We start from the raw sequence: 17,118 nt of genomic DNA, 5'->3' as shown, positions 1-17,118 counted from the left end.
TCGTCGCGCTCGATGCTCGAGGACGCCGCCCTGGACCTGTTCGTCGAGCGGAGCTACGCGGGCACGACCATCGAGCAGATCGCCCAGCGCGCAGGAGTCTCCCGCAACACGTTCTTCAACTACTTCGAGTCCAAGAGCGACGTGTTCTGGGTGCTGGTCGACGACCGGCTGGCCGAGCTTCCCGAGGCCCTGGCTCAGGCCGGCTGCCAGGACGGAGTGATGGCTGCTCTCCGCGACGCGCTCCTCGCCATCGGCTCCGGCTTCGGCCCGGCGAGCGTGCCGTGGGTGCTCACCCAGTCGGAGCTGATCGGCAGCGTGCACGAGCTGCAGGCGTCGGCCCTCTCTCGCCTCGCCCGCCAGGCGGCCGTGATCGCGCGCTTCGTGCACGAGCGGAGCGCGCATCCGCTGCCCTCCCACCTGGCCCGGGCCATCGCCTACGCGAGTATCGGAGCCGCGGTCGCCGCGGTGCAGGCCTGGGCCGCGGCCGGGCCGACCCGCGGCGAGCTCGTGCCGTACCTCGATGAGGCGCTCGCACCTGTCTGCGCCGGTTTCGCGCCCGTCCTCGGCTGACCCCACTCCCGTCGCTCGGCTAGAATCGGCACGGCCGACGGGCGACCCGCCCCGGAGCCCCCATCCAGGCACCATCACCACCGACACGGTGCCGCCCACAGCGAACCGGAGCATCATGACCCTCGCCGACCGCCTCCCCGCGAAGCCCGCCCTCGAGGGATTAGAGGGCTACTGGGGCCCGCGCTGGCAGACCGACGGGACCTACCGGTTCGACCGCACCGGCCTCACCCGGGACGACGTCTACTCGATCGACACACCGCCGCCCACCGCGTCCGGTTCGCTGCACATCGGGCACGTCTTCTCCTACACGCACACCGACGTCGTGGCTCGGTTCCAGCGGATGCGCGGCAAGAAAGTCTTCTACCCGATGGGCTGGGACGACAACGGTCTGCCCACCGAGCGCCGGGTGCAGAACTACTACGGAGTGCGCTGCGACCCGACGCTCCCGTACGAGCCGGGCTTTACGCCTCCGTTCGAGGGCGGCGACACCGCGAGCAGCAAGGCGGCCGCTCAGAAGCCGATCTCGCGTCGCAATTTTATCGAGCTGTGCGAGCGCCTCACCGTGGAGGACGAGAAGCAGTTCGAGGACGTCTGGCGGATGCTCGGGCTCTCGGTGGACTGGTCGCAGAGCTACCGCACCATCGGCGACGAGTCGCAGGCCGCGTCTCAGCGCGCCTTCCTGCGCACTCTCGCCCGCGGCGAGGCCTACCAGGCGCAGGCCCCGACGCTCTGGGACATCACCTTCCGCACCGCGGTTGCGCAGGCCGAGCTCGAGGACAAGGACCAGCCCGGCGCCTACCACCGGCTGGGCTTCCACCGCGAGGGCGGCGAGGACGTCGTCATCGAAACGACCCGCCCGGAGCTGCTGCCCGCCTGTGTCGCCCTGGTCGCCCATCCCGACGACGAGCGCTACCAGGCGCTGTTCGGCACCACCGTCCGCACGCCGCTCTTCGACGTGGAGGTCCCAGTGCTCGCGCACCACCTCGCGCAGAAGGACAAGGGCTCGGGCATCGCGATGATCTGCACCTTCGGCGACATCACCGACGTGGTCTGGTGGCGCGAACTCGACCTGCCCAACCGCGCGATCATCGGTTTCGACGGCCGCCTCGTCTCGGAGGCGCCTGCCGCGATCACGAGCGACACCGGTCGGTCCGCCTACCAGCAGCTCGCCGGCAAGACCGTCTTCTCGGCCAAGCAGGCTGTCGTGGCGCTGCTGAAGGAGTCCGGGGAGATGATCGGCGACCCCCGGCCGATCACGCACCAGGTCAAGTTCTTCGAGAAGGGCGACAAGCCGCTCGAGATCGTCTCGACCCGCCAGTGGTACATCAGCAACGGTGCTCGCGACGCGTCGCTCAAGGAGCGCCTGCTGGAGCTCGGCCGCGAGGTGCGCTTCGTCCCCGAGTTCATGCGTGTCCGCTACGAGAACTGGGTGAACGGCCTCTCGGGCGACTGGCTGATCTCGCGCCAGCGCTTCTTCGGCGTACCGATCCCGGTCTGGTATCCGCTCGACGGCGACGGCAACCCTGTCTTCGACTCGCCGATCGTGCCCGAGGAGGCGGCCCTGCCCGTGGATCCGTCCAGCGACCCCGCCCCCGGCTACTCCGAGGACCAGCGCGGAGTCGCGGGCGGCTTCCAGGGCGAGCTCGACGTGATGGACACTTGGGCGACCTCCTCGCTGACCCCGCAGCTCGCGGGCGGCTGGGAGCGCGACGACGACCTCTGGCAGCTCGTGGCCCCCTACGATCTGCGGCCCCAGGGCCAGGACATCATCCGCACCTGGCTTTTCTCGACCCTCCTGCGCTCCCAGCTCGAGGACGGCCGTGCACCCTGGCGGAATGCCACCGTTTCGGGCTTTATCGTCGACCCCGACCGCAAGAAGATGTCGAAGTCGAAGGGGAACGTGGTCACTCCGGCCGCGATGCTGGAGCAGCACGGTTCGGACGCGGTGCGCTACTGGGCCGCCTCCTCGCGGCTGGGCACCGACGCGGCCTTCGATCCGCAGAATCCGACGCAGATCAAGATCGGCCGCCGTCTGGCGATCAAGATCCTCAACGCGGCGAAGTTCATCCACGGCTTCCCGCAGGCCGAGGGCGCCGGGGTCACGGATCCGCTGGATCTCAGCATGCTCGCCACCCTCGACACCGTGATCGCCGACGCGACGACGGCACTGGAGAACTACGACCATGCCCGCGCCCTCGAGACGACGGAGGCGTTCTTCTGGACGTTCTGTGACGACTACCTGGAGCTGGTGAAGGAGCGCGCCTACAGCGAGGACGGCGCGTCCGCGGCGGCCGCCCTGCACCGGTCGCTCGACGTGCTGCAGCGCCTGTTCGCACCGTTCCTGCCGTTCGCGACGGAGCAGACCTGGTCGTGGTCGCACGACGACTCGGTGCATCTGCGCCCCTGGCCGACCGTCGAGGGCCTGGGCGGCGACCCCGCCGTGCTGGCCGCCGCGAGTTCGGTGCTCACGGCGATCCGCCGCGCGAAGACCGACGCGAAGGCCTCGCAGAAGACACCGGCCCGCTCGGCGATGGTCACGGCTCCGGCCGATCTCGTCGCGTCGCTGCGCCTCGCGGCCGGCGATCTCGCGGCAGTGGGACGGATTGCGGCGCTCGATTTCGCGGAGGGCGACGCGCTCGCGGTGAGCATCGAGCTCGAGACCGAGGCGTAGCGCTCTTCCCCGAGAGGCGGGACCGTCCCGCCTCCCTCCTTACCGACGAGAGGACCCTCGCATGCAGCTCGGAACCCGCTGGGTAGTGGGCCAGGCTCCGCCGCAGACCCTTCCCGACATCGTGGTCACCGCGATCGGCGATGCCGAGCGCGACCTCGCCGCGATCGGCACGGCGACCGCCGACTGGCGGTGGACGCTGACCTGGCTCGAGGGCAAGCCCGTCCTCGAACTCGACGACGGCACAACAATCAGCTACCGCCCCGACGAGGACGCGGCCTCCATCACGCAGCCGCAGGGCCGGGTCGAGGGCGAGGACGACGACTGGGGCTGATCCGCGGCGCGGAAGCGTCGTGAACTCGTCGGCGCACCCGGGCCGGCGCGCCTCGCTCGTGCAGCACCTCCGTCGCCCAGGTCTTCTCCCCTGCGCGGCCATACAGACCGACCCCTGCTCGCACCCCCGCGCCCCCTCTAGTGGCGCCTCGGAACGAGCCAGGCCAGGAGGACGAGCCCGACGACCAGCCCCCAGAAGGCAGAGCCGATCCCGGCGATCGTCGTACCGGAGGCGGTGACCAGGAGGGTCGCGGCCGCGGGCAGCCGCAGCCGTAGGTCCTCGACGGCAGACTGCACCGCCGCGACGAACACGCCCAGCAGCGCCAGCCCGGCGACCGCCTCGATCAGCAGCGGGCTCGCGGAGGACACCAGCGCGGCGGCCGCCCCCGCGAACACGCCGAGCACCAGGTAGGAGGCGCCCGCCGACACCGAGGCGATCCAGCGCTGCTCCGGATGCGGCGACGCTTCGGGGCCGGCCGTCAGCGCGGCGCTGAGTGCGGCGTAGTTGATCGGCACTCCCCCGAAGACCGCGGAGACTCCGGAGAGGGCGCCGGTCGCGACGATCGCTGGCCGAGAGTGGGCCGCGTAGCCGAAGCTCGACAGCACCGCCATACCCGGGATGTTCTGTCCGGCCATCGTCACGACGTAGAGCGGCAGGCCGATCCCCACCATCGCGCCGATCTCGAACACCGGAGCGACGAACTGCGGCACCGGCAGCAGCGGAGCACCGGCCAGAGCGGCACCGTCCGCGACCACCAGCAGGACGATCGCCAGCGCGATCGCGGTCGGCACCGCCCAGCGGGGCAGCAGCCGCAGGAGGAGCAACCAGAGCAGGATTACCGGCAGTGCGAGCGCGGGAATCTCGACCGCCGCCCGCACCGGCGCCAGGACGAGCGGGAACAGAATGCCAGCGAGCATGGCGTTCGCCAGCGGCCGCGGGATGCGCGCCACCAGACTCCCGAGCGCCGGCCACAGCCCGGTGACCACGAGCAGAGCGGAGGCGACCAGAAACGCGCCGACCGCACGGTCGAAACCGCCCGGGAGCGTCGCCGTGGCGGCCAGCAGCGCAGCACCAGGAGTGCTCCAGGCGAAGGTCATCGGCACGCGGTAGTGAACGCTCAGGGCGATGCAGAGCACGCCCTGCAGCACGCAGACCGCGAGCAGGCCCGACGCGGCCTGCGCGTCGGTCGCGCCGACCGCGACGACTCCGGCGAGCACGATCGCGAACGAGCTGGAGAAGCCGGTGAGGGCGGCAACGATTCCGGCAAGGAGCGGCTGAACGATGGCGGAGCCTCCCGGCGTGTCAGCCGGGAGCCGCGGGCCCCCGGGCACACCTGCGGCGCGCTCCGCCAGAGTAGGGACGTCGATGCGGCACGATCGTCGATCCGCCGGGCCAATCGCGGTGAACTGGCGCGCCGAGGCGAGCAGTGCCTAGGCGCTCTTCTCCTGGCGACGGGGAGCGTGGGGCACGATCGTCGGCGCCGCATTGTCGAGCACGGCCGCGCGGGTAACCACGACCCGCGCCACCTCATCGGAGGATGGCACCTCGAACATGATCGGGCCCAGCACCTCCTCGAGGATCGCACGCAGCCCGCGGGCGCCTGTCTGGCGGAGGACCGCCAGGTCGGCGATCGCCTCCAGGGCGCCTCGGTCGAAATCGAACTCGACGCCGTCGATCTCGAACATTCGCTGGTACTGCTTCACCAACGCGTTACGAGGCTCGGTGAGAATCTGCATCAGCGCGTCCTGGTCGAGTTGGGTGACCGTGGTGACGACGGGCAGTCGCCCGATGAACTCGGGGATCAGTCCGAACTTGTGCAGGTCCTCCGGGAGCACCTCGCTGAAGATGTTGATCTCGTCGTCCTTGTTGTGCAGCGGGGCGCCGAAGCCGATGCCGCGCTTGCCCGCCCGCGACGAGATGATGTCTTCAAGCCCGGCGAAGGCACCGGCGACGATGAAGAGGACGTTCGTCGTGTCGATCTGGATGAACTCCTGGTGCGGGTGCTTGCGACCACCCTGCGGCGGCACCGAGGCGACGGTGCCCTCCAGGATTTTGAGCAGCGCCTGCTGCACCCCCTCCCCGGAGACGTCGCGGGTGATCGAGGGGTTCTCGGCCTTCCGCGCGATCTTGTCGACCTCGTCGATGTAGATGATGCCGGTCTCGGCACGCTTGACGTCGTAGTCGGCGGCCTGAATGAGCTTGAGCAGGATGTTCTCGACGTCCTCGCCCACATAGCCCGCCTCGGTGAGGGCCGTTGCGTCCGCGACCGCGAACGGCACATTGAGCCGCTTCGCGAGGGTCTGCGCGAGATAGGTCTTGCCGCAACCGGTGGGCCCGATGAGCAGGATGTTGCTCTTGGCGATCTCGACTTCGTCGTGGATCGCATCAGCGGCGGTAATGGTGTTGCGGGCGCGCACCCGCTTGTAATGGTTGTAGACCGCGACGGCGAGGGCCTTCTTGGCCTGCTCCTGCCCGATCACGTACTCCTCGAGGAAGCCGAAGATCTCCTTCGGTTTCGGGAGGTCGAACTCGTGGCTCGTCTCCTCGCTCGACTCGGAGAGGCGCTCCTCGATGATTTCGTTGCAGAGTTCGACGCACTCGTCGCAGATGTAGACACCAGGTCCTGCGATGAGCTGCTGAACCTGCTTCTGGCTCTTGCCGCAGAAGGAGCACTTCAGCAGGTCGGCGCTTTCGCCAATACGTGCCACGGGGATGCTCCACTTCCTTGTCGTGCGTCTGTCGAGTCGAACGGCGGAGCCCGGGGCCCCGGCGAGTGCGAGGGGGACGACCCCCTCATACACTGCTCCGAGCCTAGCCGCTGAGCCGCGGACGCTCGGCAGGCGGGCCGGATTCGCCGCGCCTTGCGGCTCGCGTGGCGCTTTGCTACGGGATCGCGGCAGACGGAGAAGGGGCCGGGCGGCGGATGACTCCGTCCCCCGGCCCCTGGTCGGCGATTCTCAGGCCGTGAGAGCCGGCAAGCTCTTACGGCTGGTGAGGACCTGGTCGATGAGCCCGTACTCGAGCGCATCGCTCGCGCCGAGGATCTTGTCCCGGTCGATGTCCTTCTTGACCTGCTCGATCGAGCGGTTCGAGTGGTGCGAGAGCGTCTCCTCGAGCCACTCGCGCATGCGCATGATTTCGGCGGCCTGGATCTCGATGTCCGAGGCCTGGCCTCCGCCCTGCTGCACGGCGGGCTGGTGAATGAGGATGCGCGCGTTCGGCAGGGCGAGGCGTTTGCCGGGCGTGCCCGCGGCGGTCAGCACGGCAGCGGCCGAGGCGGCCTGACCGAGCACGACCGTCTGGATGTGCGGACGGATGTACTGCATCGTGTCGTAGATCGCCGTCATCGCGGTGAAGGAGCCACCGGGCGAGTTGATGTACATCACGATGTCGCGGTCCGGGTCCTGGCTCTCCAGAACGAGGAGCTGCGCCATGATGTCGTCCGCGGAGGCGTCGTCGACCTGCACGCCGAGGAAGATGATGCGGTCCTCGAAGAGCTTCGCGTACGGATCTTGGCGCTTGTAGCCGTAGGCCGTGCGCTCCTCGAACGTAGGCAGGATGTAACGAGAGGACGGCGCGGCTCCCGAGCCGAACGCCGTTGTGCCGAAGGTGGGTGTGGTCATTGTCTGTTCCTGATCTCTCGGCGCGTTCGCTGGACTACTCGTCGACGGCGGTTCCGCCACCGCCGGCCACGTCGGTCGCCGACGAGCGGATGTGGTCCACGAAGCCGTAGGCCAGAGCCTCCTCGGCGCTGAACCAGCGGTCGCGGTCGCCGTCCTCGTTGACCTGCTCGACGGTCTTGCCGGTCGCCTTCGCGGTGATCTCGGCGAGGCGCTTCTTCATATCGAGGATGAGCTGCGCCTGGGTCTGGATGTCGGAGGCGGTGCCACCGAAGCCGCCGTGCGGCTGGTGCAGGAGCACCCGCGCGTTCGGGGTGATGTAGCGCTTGCCCTGGGTTCCGGCGGTGAGGAGCAGCTGGCCCATCGAGGCCGCCATTCCGATACCCACGGTCACGATGTCGTTCGGGACGAACTGCATCGTGTCGTAGATCGCCATGCCCGCGGTGATCGAGCCGCCGGGCGAGTTGATGTAGAGGTAGATGTCCCGCTCGGAGTCCTCGGCTGCCAGGAGCAGGAGCTTCGCGGCGATCTCGTTCGCGTTCTCGTCGCGCACCTCGGAACCGAGCCAGATGATCCGGTCCTTGAGCAGGCGGTCGAAAACACTGTTGGGCATAACCATGTCGGCCATGTATTGCTCCGTTTCAGTTGTCGCTTCGGAGGCGAATCTATCGGACGGCACCAGCCCGACCTGGCCGTGTTCGCCGGGGGCGGAGCGGGAGTCGGCGGTGTTCGCCCGCGGCGGAGCGGAGCCCACCAACGGCAGGAGCCGCCCTCCGACGGATCGGGGGCGGCTCCTGGTCGTGCTCGCGGGGACTACTCCGCGGCCGGGGTCTCCTCGGCGGCAGCGGCCGCCTTCTTCTTGGCGGGCGCGCGCTTCTTCTTGGGGGCCGGGGCGGGCTCCTCGTCGGCGTCGGGCTCGGCGGGAACCTCGGCGTCGGCGGCGGCCTGGGCCTCCTCGACGATCTCGGTTCCCTCCGAAGCGACGGACTCCTCTGAAGCGCCGGACTCGGCCGCATCGGCGGACTCGTCGTCACTGGCAACGGCGGTGAACGCGGTCAGGTCGACGGGGTTGCCCTCGGTATCGGTGACCTTCGCTTTGCCCAGGACGATCGCGAGCGCCTTGTTGCGGGCGACCTCACCAACCATCTGGCCGATCTGGTTGTTCTCGGACAGGATCTTGATGAACTCGTTCGGCTCCATGCCGTACTGCGCCGCACCCTGGATCAGGTACTGCATGAGTTCGTCCTGGCTGACCTGGACCTTCTCCTGCTCGACGACGTGGTCGAGGAGGATCTGCGTCCTGAAGGTCTTCTCACTGGCCTCGGTCACCTCTGCGCGGTGCTCGTCGTCCTCGAGGCGGTTTTCGCCCTCGAGGTGGCGGTGCACCTCGTCCTCGACGAGGCCGGTCGGCACGGGCACCTCGACGAGGGCAAGCAGCGCCTCGACGAGCTTCTCACGAGCCTCGCCGCCCTGCCCGAAGGTCTTCTGCTGAGCGGACTGCTCCTTGAGCGACTCGCGCAGCTCGGCGATCGTGTCGAACTCGCTGGCGATCTGAGCGAAGTCGTCGTCGGCGTCCGGCAGCTCGCGCTCCTTGACGGCGGTGAGGGTGACGGCGATCTCGGCCTGCTCGCCGGCGTGGTCGCCGCCGAGCAGCGGGGCGGTGAAGGTGGTGCTCTCGCCCGCGGTCAGCGAGTCGAGCGCCTCGTCGATGCCCTCGATCAGCTCGCCCGAGCCGAGCTCGTAGGAGATGGCGTTGGCGGTGTCGACCTCGACCCCGTCGATGGTGGCGACCAGATCGATCTGTGCGAAGTCACCGGTCGTCGCCGGGCGGTCGACGGTGACCAGGGTGCCGAAGCGGCTGCGGAGCGTGTCCAGCTCGGCGTCGACATCGGCGTCGGTGACCTCGGCTGCATCGACGGTCAGCTCGATGCCGTCGTAGTTCGGGACGGTGATCTCGGGGCGCACATCGACCTCGATGGCGAGCTCGAGGTCGCCGGTGAAGTCCTTGTCACTCGGCCAGGCGACGATGTCGGCCTGCGGACGGCCCAGCGGGCGCACCTCGCTCTCGCGAACGGCCTCACGATAGAAGCCGTCCAGACCCTCGTTGACCGCGTGCTCGAGCACGGCTGCCTTGCCGACGCGCTGATCGACGATCGCCGGCGGGACCTTGCCCTTACGGAAGCCGGGGACGGTGATCTGCTCGGCGATGTGTCCGTAGGCGTGCGTGATGCTCGGGCCGAGCTCGTCCGGGGTGACCGAAATCGCGAGCTTCACGCGGGTCGGGCTCAGCTGTTCTACCGTGGTCTTCACGTGAGGGGATCTCCTGTGCTGGTTGGTGTCGGCGCCGGATGACGGTCGTCACGGGTCGATGTCGTCACGATGAGTACTCGTGGTCGGGGCGACAGGATTCGAACCTGCGACCTCCCGCTCCCAAAGCGGGCGCTCTAGCCAAGCTGAGCTACGCCCCGGATGCGCGGACCTGGGGACCGTGCGTGAGACTCTCGTCGAGCCTTCCCCGCACGTCCGCTCGCGCAACACGCCGAAATGGCCTTCGCAAGTGTACTGCACGGCGGCCACTGCGACCGGAACGGCGCGGCGGTGGCCCGCTGGCTCGGTCACGCGGCGCGAACCCCGCGCTGTGCACGGCCGTGTTCCCGACCTTCGCGTGATGTACTACGCTGTCCTGGTGCCCGGTCGTCAGATCGAGTCACACCGATCGGCGCCGCCAGGCCGCCGAGTCGGGGCTGTAGCTTAGTGGTAAAGCCTCTGTCTTCCAAACAGATGATGCGAGTTCGATTCTCGTCAGCCCCTCATCGTTCTCGTCAGCCCCTCTGACGTCTCATCATCCCTCCGCGGTTCCACAGCAGGGGCGCCGTCGGCGTCTGTGCCGCGACTGATCCGCCGCCGCACGGTGCGCGTTCGTACGCCAGCTTTCCGCCGGTCCCCCTGTCCCCTCGTCAGTGGGGCATCTACCGTTTTTGTCCCCGACTCACTGACCTCCTTGTGATGATCGACCACGCGGCTGGGAACACCTCCCCGCCGTGATCCGCGACAAGGAGAACCCCGAATGACTGAGAACACCGCCCTCCCAGCTTCGACGACGCAACCGACCCGACGGGCCGCCCTGCGCGCCGCGGGCTGGTCCGTTCCCGTGATCGCACTCGCTGTCGCGACACCGGCACTCGCCGCCTCCGGGACCGGCACGGTCGGCTTCGCACCCAGTACCTATGTCAATCGCACCGGACTGGGCACCATCACGCTGACGGGGTACGTGTCGGGCCGCGTCCCGACCGTCGTGCTTCTGCGCTACTCCCCGGCTTCAGCGGCCCCGGCAGTGTGCCCGTCCAGGCCGATGGAACCTTCGTGGTCCCCAACGTCACCAGCCCCTCCGCCGTCATCACCGGCACGGTGACCGCCTCCGTCGACGGGTACACGGCGGGCACAGCGACCATCAGCGTCACCGACCCGGAGCCCCGCTCCGGCTCCATCGCGTTCAACCCAGTCCAGTACCGCGGTACTCGCAATGGCTCGCGAGTCGACTTCCCCACCCTGACCGGGACCGTCTCAGTGACCGGCGGACCGCTGCCGGAGCAGGTCGTCCTGAGCTTCTCCGAGCCCTCGCCCGGCCGCGTCGACCTGCGCCGGGACGCTGGACTTCTTGTTCCGATCGACTCGCAGACCGGAGCGTTCGAAGTGACCGGCGTCTACAACGCGATCGTCGGGGGCGATAACCCCTTCGGCTTCATCTACGCCGGCGTCCAGAATCCTGAACTGACGTTCGGCCTGAGCACGGCAGAGCTGGACGGCTAACCAGGAGTCCGGGGCGCAGGCACACGGTCTTCTGCCCCGGAGGACGACGAGGAGGAGGCAGCGCGGATGCAGCAGACAGCAGCGGCGAAGGAACTGTGGTCCCGTAGGTCGGGGCTGGCGGTCGTTGATCGGAAGGACCGTACGACGATCCTCGACCTCGGTGCCCCGGGGGCGCACCCCGTCCTCTTGGAGGGCGCCGCCCCGCTGATCTGGCGGCAGACCGCCGCACCCTGCTCCGCAGAGGCGATGATCGTGCGCCTCGCCGCGCTCACCGGCGAGCGGGAAGACGACATCCGCGAGGACGTCCTGGCCTTTCTGTGTACCCTGGCCGCTCTCGGGTTCCTCGAGGCGTCTCCTGCGCCCTCCACTGACGTCTGCGGATGATCGGCCGACTGCGCACAGACGACGCGATCCTGCTCGGGCATGCGCTGGTCGGTCGCATCGCCCGCGACCGCGGGATCCGCTGTCTCTCGGTCAAGGGGCCGGTCCTCGAACAGCAGCAGCTGCGCGATCCGTACCGCTCGAGTGACGTCGATGCTCTGGTCGAGCCCGCCCGCTGTGCTGATCTCCTGGCGGAGTTGCGTGTGCGGGGCTGGCGGGAGCGACCCGGGATGTCGGCGCCGCGGATCCTGCCGCTGCACTCGGTGACGCTGCTGCATGACCAGTGGCCGTGCGACATCGACGTGCACCACGCCTTCCCCGGATTTCTGGCACCGAGTGACACGGTCTTCGACGAGCTCTGGGCACGAAGGCTGCCGGCCGAGCTGGCCGCTGCGGCGGTCCTGGTCGCGGATCCGGTCGCGAACAGCGCTGTTCTCGCGCTGCACGCCCTGCGCCATCCTGCCGCTGCCCGCGGCCGACGAGAGCTCGACGGACTTGTGCAGCGGTGGGGCAGCGGACGCGCTGACCTCTCGATCGACGCTCTGCTGCGCCTGGCCGACGCGACCGACGCGACCGCCACTCTCGCTCCGTTCCTGACCCGCCTCGGGGTGCCCTCGGTGTCGCCGCCGCGGAACGTCGAGGCCTACGCCGACTGGGTCCTGCACGCCTCGAACGCGCATCGCGGGCGGACTCTGGCCTGGGTCCGCGCCTTCCGCTCGACGCCGCTGCACCGGCGCCACCGTCTCCTCGCCGAGGCCCTGTGGCCGGCAGAGGACGGCTTCCGTGCGGAGCACCCCGAGGTGGGGCCGTCGACATCGGCTCTCCGCCGCGCGCGCCTGACGCGACTGCTCACCGGTCTGAGCCGGCTTCCCCGCGCACTCCTCAGCCGATGATCAGCCGATCGCGCCGCGGTGTTCCTCCGTCAGTGCGAGGTACGAGGCAGCATTGCGGCGGATGCCCACCCGCTCCTGCTCGGACAGCTCGCGGCGGACCTTCGCCGGGACGCCCGCGACCAGCGAGCCCGGCGGGACGAGGGTCCCCTCCAGCACGACAGCACCCGCGGCGACGAGCGAGCCGGAGCCGATCACGGCCCCGTTCAGGACGGTCGCGTTCATCCCGACCAGCACGTCGTCCTCGAGCGTGCAGCCGTGCAGGACGGCGTTGTGCCCGACCGACACACCCGCACCGATCACCGCGTCGTGACCGGTGTCGACATGGACGACCACGCCGTCCTGCAGATTGCTGCGGGCGCCCAGTTCGATCCGGGCGTGCTCGGCGCGGAGCACAGCTCCGTACCAGACGCTCGCCTGCTCGCTCAGCAGCACGGAGCCGACCACGGTCGCGCCCGGAGCGATCCAGGCCGTGGCGGCGATCTCGGGCGTGCGGCCACCGGGCAGGGCGAGAACGCGAGCGCCCTCCGCGCGGGTCGACGTCATCCGGTGGTCCTCTCTCTCGGGCTCAGTGGCCGGCGCGCAGCCAGGCGAGCACGGCCAGCACGCGGCGGTGATCGGATCCCGAGTCCTCGAGTCCGAGCTTCTGAAAGATCGCGGTCACGTTCTTCTCCACGGCCCCCACGCCGACGAAGAGGGCGGCGGCGATCCCTGCGTTCGTACGGCCCTGCGCCATCTGCTCCAGCACCTCGCGCTCGCGCGGGGTGAGCGCGGCGAGCGGATCGCGGTTGCGCTGCAGGAGCGAGGCGACGACCTGCGGATCGAGGACGGTTCCGCCGGCCGCAACACGCTCGACGGCATCCCGCAGCTCCTCCACCGAAGCGACCCGGTCCTTCAGCAGGTAGCCCAGCCCGCCGTCGCCCGAGCTGAGCAGCTCCTGCGCATAGGTGACCTCGACGTACTGGCTGAGCAGCAGGACCGCAATGCCGGGATGGCGGCGGCGGATCTCGAGCGCCGCACGGACCCCCTCGTCCCGGAACGTCGGCGGCATCCGCACATCGAGCACGGCGACATCGACCGCGGCAGAATCATGGACGAGGGCGGCGAGCAGTCCGTCAGCATCCCCGAAGGCACCCACGGAGGCGAATCCTGCGTCTTCGAAGAGTCGGACCAGGCCCTCGCGCAGGAGGACCGAGTCCTCGGCGATGGCGACGCGGATGACGGACACGCCCTCAGGATAGAACGATCGGCCGGTAGGGGACGTGGACGCCCACGGTGCTCGGTCCGCCGACGGGCGAGTCCACCGTGAAGATCCCGCGCAGGCCCCGGACACGGCCGTCAGCCCCCTCCAGCCCGTGGCCGGGGACAGTCGACGCTCCACCGATTCCGTCGTCGATGACCCAGGTATCGAACCAGCGTTCTCCCGGCGTGCCTGAGTCACGCGTGTCCAGGTGCACCCGCACGGACTGGGCGTGCGAGTGCTTGGACACGTTGGCGAGAAGCTCGGCGACCACGAAGTAGACGCTGCGCTCGACCTCCGGCGGAATGTCCCCGAGCGAATGCTCCACGAGCACCTCGATCGGTACCGAGCCCAGGGCGGCGAGCGAGCGCACGGCCGCCTCGAAGCCCCGGTCCTGCAGGATCGGCGGCGCGACTCCCCGAGAGAGCGCCCGAAGCTCATCGAGCGCGGCGCCCACGTGCTCGCGGGCCTCGTCGACGAGCCGCCCGGCCGACTCCGGATCGGCGCCGAGGCGGTTGCGAGCGGAGGCGAGATCCATCTGCACCCGGATCAGGCGCTGCTGCGGGCCGTCGTGGATGTCCCGCTCGAGCCGGCGCAGAGCGCGGTCCTCAGCGGCGACCGCCGCACCGCGGGAAGCGCTCAGCTCGGCGACCTCGCGCTGCAGCGCCTCCGACTCCCAGGGCCCCAGGAGCAGCCGGTCGATCAGCCAGCGCGCGAGGGTGAGCCCCCGCGTAGCGAACGGCAGGGTCGAGACGAAGAGGACCGTGGTGGCGAGCGCAGCCGCGGTGATCAGCGCGGTCGGCGGCTGCGCGACGTTCAGGAGCGCGGCGCCCTGCTCGGCCAGCAGGCGGGCGGGTCCAGCGGTGCCCCTCAGCGCGGCCACCAGCCCGCCGACTCCCGCCCAGATCCACAGCGCGAGAAGCAGCCCGAACAGCACGGCGACGAGTGGACCGACGACGAGTGTGTGCACCAGCGCGAGCCAGTAGTGGCCGTCGATCACCGGGCCGTACAGCGCGAATGTCGACGGCGTCGCGGAGGCTGGTGGCCGCCGCCACTGCGGGCGCGGCACCGCGGGTCGACCGGCGAGGACGTCGAGGCCGACAGTGGCACGGGAGAACAGTCGCGCGGTGTAGAGGGCGGCGGGCAGGAAGACGAGGCCGATCAGGACGCCGACGAACCCGAGGGTCAGCGCGAGAGCAAGGCCGGCGCAGAGGGCGCCGACGAGGGCGACAGGGACGGCGGCGACCAGCGAGAGTACTTCGCGCGGCAGCCCGCACCACAGCCGGAGGTACGCGCGGGCGGCCTCCCTGAGCGCGGTCGATACGGTGCTCATACGCCTCTCCTCGCCGGTGCTCCTCGGCCCCTCCTGGCCGGAGCGGTCGTCCCGGTAGACCGGTCGAGCGTATCGGCGTCCGGCCGCGGACGCCCGGGGGCAGACCCCCGGATCGGCGGTGCGCGAGGCAGGCGAGCCTGCCCTTCGCCCCACTGAGCCGAGCCTGCGCTTCCTTGCGGCACCGCGGGATCTGCGTACAGTTGACGATCAGTCACCCCCTCTCGAAAGGACCAGACGATGTCTACCACGTCCATCACGTCGCACACCTCCTCGAACCCCGATGTCGCCTCCGGAGTCGCTCAGTTCCTCAGCCCCGTCGTCGTCGAGATGACCGCGCTCGCCGTCAACGGCAAGCAGGCGCACTGGCACGTCCGCGGCGCGAACTTCATCGGCGTCCACGAGCTCCTCGACGCGATCGTTGGCCGCGCCATCGAGTGGGCTGATCTGGCCGCGGAGCGCGTCGTCGCCCTGGGCCTCCCGGTCGACGCCCGCATCCAGACCGTCGCGTCGGCGACGCAGTCCGAGCCGCTCACCCCCGGCTTCCAGCGCTCCGAGAACGCGATCGTCGAGATCATCCGCCAGATGGACGTCGCGATCTCGATCGTCAACACGGCGATCGCCGAGCTCGCCGAGATCGACGCGAGCAGCCAGGATGTCGCCATCGAGATCGGCCGCGGCCTCGAGAAGGACCGCTGGTTCCTCTTCGCGCACGTCAGCGAGAGCTGAGCGACCACGCCCACAACGGCCCGCGGATCCTCGGATCCGGGGGCCGTTCGTCGTCCCCGCGACGCGCGAGGCCCGCGGCGAGTGGTCAGGCTCCGTGCGTGAAGCGTCCGGCCAGGAGCGTCGCCGCGACGGGCATCGAGCGGAGCTCGGCGGGGTCCGAGCGGAGCGGATCACGCTCCACCACGACCAGATCGGCCGGATCACCGACCGCGGGTATCAGCCGCCGCACCCGGGTCGAGGCGATGATCGCCTCCTCCACACTCACCCGCTGCTCCGGGTGCCACGGCTCGTCGCCGGGAAGCGCCCGGGAGACCGCGGCCGAGACGGCGACCCACGGATCCAGCGGCGCGACCGGCGCGTCCGAGCCGAGTACGACGCGGGCTCCGGAGTCGAGCAGCGAGCGCAGCGGGAACGCGCGACCGGTGCGTCCCGGCCAGTAGCGCTCTGCCACCTCACGGTCGTCGAGTGCGTGCGCCGGCTGCACTCCGGCGTCCACGCCGAGCGCGGCAAACCGCGGCAGGTCGGACTCGGCCAGCAGCTGAGCGTGCTCAATGCGTCCCCCGCCGACCCGGCCGAGTGCGTCCAGGGCGAGAGTCACCGCCGCGTCGCCGATCGCGTGCACGGTCGAGCGGATTCCGCCGGCGGCCGCGCGGGCGAGCAGCGCGTCGAGTTCGGCGGGCTCCACCGTGAGCACACCGCAGTCGTCGTGGTCGGCATAGGGGTGGGCGCAGTAGGCGGTCCGGGTGTTGAGTGAGCCGTCGATCAGGACCTTGAGGGGCCCCATCCGCAGCAATCCCCCGCCGCCCGGGAGCTCCTCTCCCGAGCGCAGGCCCTCGGCCAGGGCCCGATCGAGGTCGTCGCGGTAGACGCCGGTGTCGACGCGGAGGGAGCGTATGCCGCGGCCGACGCGGCGGACCCAGTCGCCCGCGTTCCAGCCCATCTCCAGATCGACGACACCGACCACGCCCCGAGCCGCCGCCCGCCCGGCCGCCGCGTCGGTAAGAGCATCGAGCTCGTCGTCGCCGAGCGCACCGAGCGCGGTGACCAGCTCGAAGCAGGGGTCCTCGCGGACGAGTTCCCGCTCCGGAGCGACGCCGTACTGCCGGTAGGCGGCGGAGTTCAGCCAGGCGCAGTGCAGGTCGCCGCTGATCAGCACGACCGGCCGCTCGGGAGAGACCTCGTCGAGGAGCGCGGTCGTCGGCGGCTCGGGCCAGAGCCCGTCGCGGAAACCGAAACCGATCAGAGTGCCGGCGCCCGGTTGCTCCGCGAGTCTTCGCCGCACCGCGTCCGCCGTCTCGCGGGCCGAAGCGGCCGCCGAGACGTTCAGGCGCGGGGCCGTCATCGCCCACTGCGAGAAGTGGACGTGCTCGTCCCAGAGCCCGGGGAGCAGCCAGCGCCCGTCGAGGTTGCGCACCTCATCGCCGGGAGCGGGCACGACGTCGGGCCCGATCGCTGCCACGCGGCCCTCGCGCAGCTGCACGGCACAGGGCGTGGAGGACCCGAGGAGGCGGGCGCCCTGCAGCAGGAGCCCGCGGCTCATCGACCG

The 17,118-nt window shown here is 70.1% G+C and carries 16 protein-coding genes and 2 tRNA genes; 8 read left to right on the top strand and 10 right to left on the bottom strand.

The window, feature by feature from the left end; all coding sequences use genetic code 11:
* The first annotated feature begins 12 nt into the window (after positions 1–12).
* The 3 genes from C5D07_RS10700 (at position 13) to C5D07_RS10690 (ending at position 3,572) form a co-directional block, all read left to right on the top strand.
* Entirely contained in the window at positions 13–570 is a 558-nt protein-coding gene (locus C5D07_RS10700) for a TetR/AcrR family transcriptional regulator (RefSeq protein WP_249028224.1), read from the top strand.
* A 115-nt stretch (positions 571–685) separates the two neighbouring features.
* A complete protein-coding gene (gene valS, locus C5D07_RS10695) occupies positions 686–3,241 on the top strand; it encodes a valine--tRNA ligase (RefSeq protein ID WP_104259334.1) in 2,556 nt (851 codons plus the stop codon).
* Between the two features lie 61 nt (positions 3,242–3,302).
* Positions 3,303–3,572 carry a hypothetical protein gene (locus tag C5D07_RS10690; RefSeq protein WP_104259333.1) on the top strand — a complete coding sequence of 90 codons (270 nt, stop codon included), beginning with the start codon at positions 3,303–3,305 and terminating at the stop codon, positions 3,570–3,572.
* 137 nt (positions 3,573–3,709) lie between these two features.
* Here the strand turns inward: C5D07_RS10690 and C5D07_RS10685 are convergent, their stop codons facing one another.
* The 6 genes from C5D07_RS10685 to C5D07_RS10660 form a co-directional block, all read right to left on the bottom strand.
* Positions 3,710–4,903, bottom strand: coding sequence for a benzoate/H(+) symporter BenE family transporter (locus C5D07_RS10685; protein ID WP_104259332.1), 1,194 nt, complete (start codon positions 4,901–4,903; stop codon positions 3,710–3,712).
* A 99-nt stretch (positions 4,904–5,002) separates the two neighbouring features.
* On the bottom strand, positions 5,003–6,280 hold the full coding sequence (gene clpX / locus C5D07_RS10680) for an ATP-dependent Clp protease ATP-binding subunit ClpX (protein ID WP_104259331.1): 1,278 nt from the start codon (positions 6,278–6,280) through the stop codon (positions 5,003–5,005).
* Between the two features lie 249 nt (positions 6,281–6,529).
* Positions 6,530–7,195 carry an ATP-dependent Clp protease proteolytic subunit gene (locus C5D07_RS10675; RefSeq protein WP_104259330.1) on the bottom strand — a complete coding sequence of 222 codons (666 nt, stop codon included), beginning with the start codon at positions 7,193–7,195 and terminating at the stop codon, positions 6,530–6,532.
* Positions 7,196–7,229: 34 nt separating this feature from the next.
* A complete protein-coding gene (locus C5D07_RS10670; protein WP_068253285.1) occupies positions 7,230–7,820 on the bottom strand; it encodes an ATP-dependent Clp protease proteolytic subunit in 591 nt (196 codons plus the stop codon).
* A 185-nt stretch (positions 7,821–8,005) separates the two neighbouring features.
* On the bottom strand, positions 8,006–9,502 hold the full coding sequence (gene tig, locus C5D07_RS10665; protein ID WP_068253288.1) for a trigger factor: 1,497 nt from the start codon (positions 9,500–9,502) through the stop codon (positions 8,006–8,008).
* A gap of 80 nt (positions 9,503–9,582) precedes the next feature.
* Positions 9,583–9,660: transfer RNA gene (locus tag C5D07_RS10660), tRNA-Pro, on the bottom strand.
* A gap of 272 nt (positions 9,661–9,932) precedes the next feature.
* Between C5D07_RS10660 and C5D07_RS10655 the strand changes: the two genes are divergently transcribed.
* The 4 genes from C5D07_RS10655 (at position 9,933) to C5D07_RS10640 (ending at position 12,276) form a co-directional block, all read left to right on the top strand.
* Positions 9,933–10,003: transfer RNA gene (locus tag C5D07_RS10655), tRNA-Gly, on the top strand.
* Positions 10,004–10,555: 552 nt separating this feature from the next.
* Positions 10,556–11,002, top strand: a complete 447-nt coding sequence (locus C5D07_RS10650; RefSeq protein WP_068253291.1) for a hypothetical protein — start codon at positions 10,556–10,558, stop codon at positions 11,000–11,002.
* A gap of 66 nt (positions 11,003–11,068) precedes the next feature.
* On the top strand, positions 11,069–11,386 hold the full coding sequence (locus tag C5D07_RS10645) for a PqqD family protein (protein WP_068253292.1): 318 nt from the start codon (positions 11,069–11,071) through the stop codon (positions 11,384–11,386).
* Complete coding sequence (locus tag C5D07_RS10640) at positions 11,383–12,276, top strand: nucleotidyltransferase family protein (RefSeq protein WP_068253293.1); 894 nt, start codon at positions 11,383–11,385, stop codon at positions 12,274–12,276. The genes C5D07_RS10645 and C5D07_RS10640 overlap by 4 nt, the downstream gene beginning before the upstream one ends.
* Here the strand turns inward: C5D07_RS10640 and C5D07_RS10635 are convergent, their stop codons facing one another.
* From C5D07_RS10635 to C5D07_RS10625, 3 genes are read right to left on the bottom strand one after another with little or no spacing between them, the layout of a single operon-like run.
* On the bottom strand, positions 12,277–12,819 hold the full coding sequence (locus C5D07_RS10635; RefSeq protein WP_068253294.1) for a gamma carbonic anhydrase family protein: 543 nt from the start codon (positions 12,817–12,819) through the stop codon (positions 12,277–12,279).
* Between the two features lie 22 nt (positions 12,820–12,841).
* Positions 12,842–13,501, bottom strand: a complete 660-nt coding sequence (locus C5D07_RS10630) for a response regulator transcription factor (RefSeq protein WP_068253296.1) — start codon at positions 13,499–13,501, stop codon at positions 12,842–12,844.
* Between the two features lie 4 nt (positions 13,502–13,505).
* Complete coding sequence (locus tag C5D07_RS10625) at positions 13,506–14,846, bottom strand: sensor histidine kinase (protein ID WP_068253298.1); 1,341 nt, start codon at positions 14,844–14,846, stop codon at positions 13,506–13,508.
* Between the two features lie 237 nt (positions 14,847–15,083).
* On the opposite strand from C5D07_RS10625, the gene C5D07_RS10620 reads away from it, so the two are divergent.
* Entirely contained in the window at positions 15,084–15,572 is a 489-nt protein-coding gene (locus C5D07_RS10620) for a Dps family protein (protein WP_068253299.1), read from the top strand.
* Positions 15,573–15,657: 85 nt separating this feature from the next.
* On the opposite strand, the gene C5D07_RS10615 is transcribed toward C5D07_RS10620, so the two are convergent.
* Positions 15,658–17,112, bottom strand: a complete 1,455-nt coding sequence (locus tag C5D07_RS10615; protein WP_068253305.1) for an amidohydrolase — start codon at positions 17,110–17,112, stop codon at positions 15,658–15,660.
* Positions 17,113–17,118: the final 6 nt, after the last annotated feature.

Source organism: Rathayibacter tritici (assembly GCF_002932875.1).
GTDB lineage: Bacteria > Actinomycetota > Actinomycetes > Actinomycetales > Microbacteriaceae > Rathayibacter > Rathayibacter tritici.
The sequence above is the reverse complement of the archived record's forward strand: the minus strand, read 5'-3'. Positions and strand labels throughout refer to the sequence as shown.

Excerpts from the sequence above, each read along its gene's own strand:
- C5D07_RS10700 (WP_249028224.1), top strand. The coding sequence starts at position 13 with ATGCTCGAGGACGCCGCCCTGGACCTGTTCGTCGAGCGGAGCTACGCG.
- valS (WP_104259334.1), top strand. The coding sequence starts at position 686 with ATGACCCTCGCCGACCGCCTCCCCGCGAAGCCCGCCCTCGAGGGATTA.
- C5D07_RS10690 (WP_104259333.1), top strand. The coding sequence starts at position 3,303 with ATGCAGCTCGGAACCCGCTGGGTAGTGGGCCAGGCTCCGCCGCAGACC.
- C5D07_RS10675 (WP_104259330.1), bottom strand. The coding sequence starts at position 7,195 with ATGACCACACCCACCTTCGGCACAACGGCGTTCGGCTCGGGAGCCGCG.
- C5D07_RS10670 (WP_068253285.1), bottom strand. The coding sequence starts at position 7,820 with ATGGCCGACATGGTTATGCCCAACAGTGTTTTCGACCGCCTGCTCAAG.
- C5D07_RS10645 (WP_068253292.1), top strand. The coding sequence starts at position 11,069 with ATGCAGCAGACAGCAGCGGCGAAGGAACTGTGGTCCCGTAGGTCGGGG.
- C5D07_RS10640 (WP_068253293.1), top strand. The coding sequence starts at position 11,383 with ATGATCGGCCGACTGCGCACAGACGACGCGATCCTGCTCGGGCATGCG.
- C5D07_RS10635 (WP_068253294.1), bottom strand. The coding sequence starts at position 12,819 with ATGACGTCGACCCGCGCGGAGGGCGCTCGCGTTCTCGCCCTGCCCGGT.
- C5D07_RS10625 (WP_068253298.1), bottom strand. The coding sequence starts at position 14,846 with ATGAGCACCGTATCGACCGCGCTCAGGGAGGCCGCCCGCGCGTACCTC.
- C5D07_RS10620 (WP_068253299.1), top strand. The coding sequence starts at position 15,084 with ATGTCTACCACGTCCATCACGTCGCACACCTCCTCGAACCCCGATGTC.
- C5D07_RS10615 (WP_068253305.1), bottom strand. The coding sequence starts at position 17,112 with ATGAGCCGCGGGCTCCTGCTGCAGGGCGCCCGCCTCCTCGGGTCCTCC.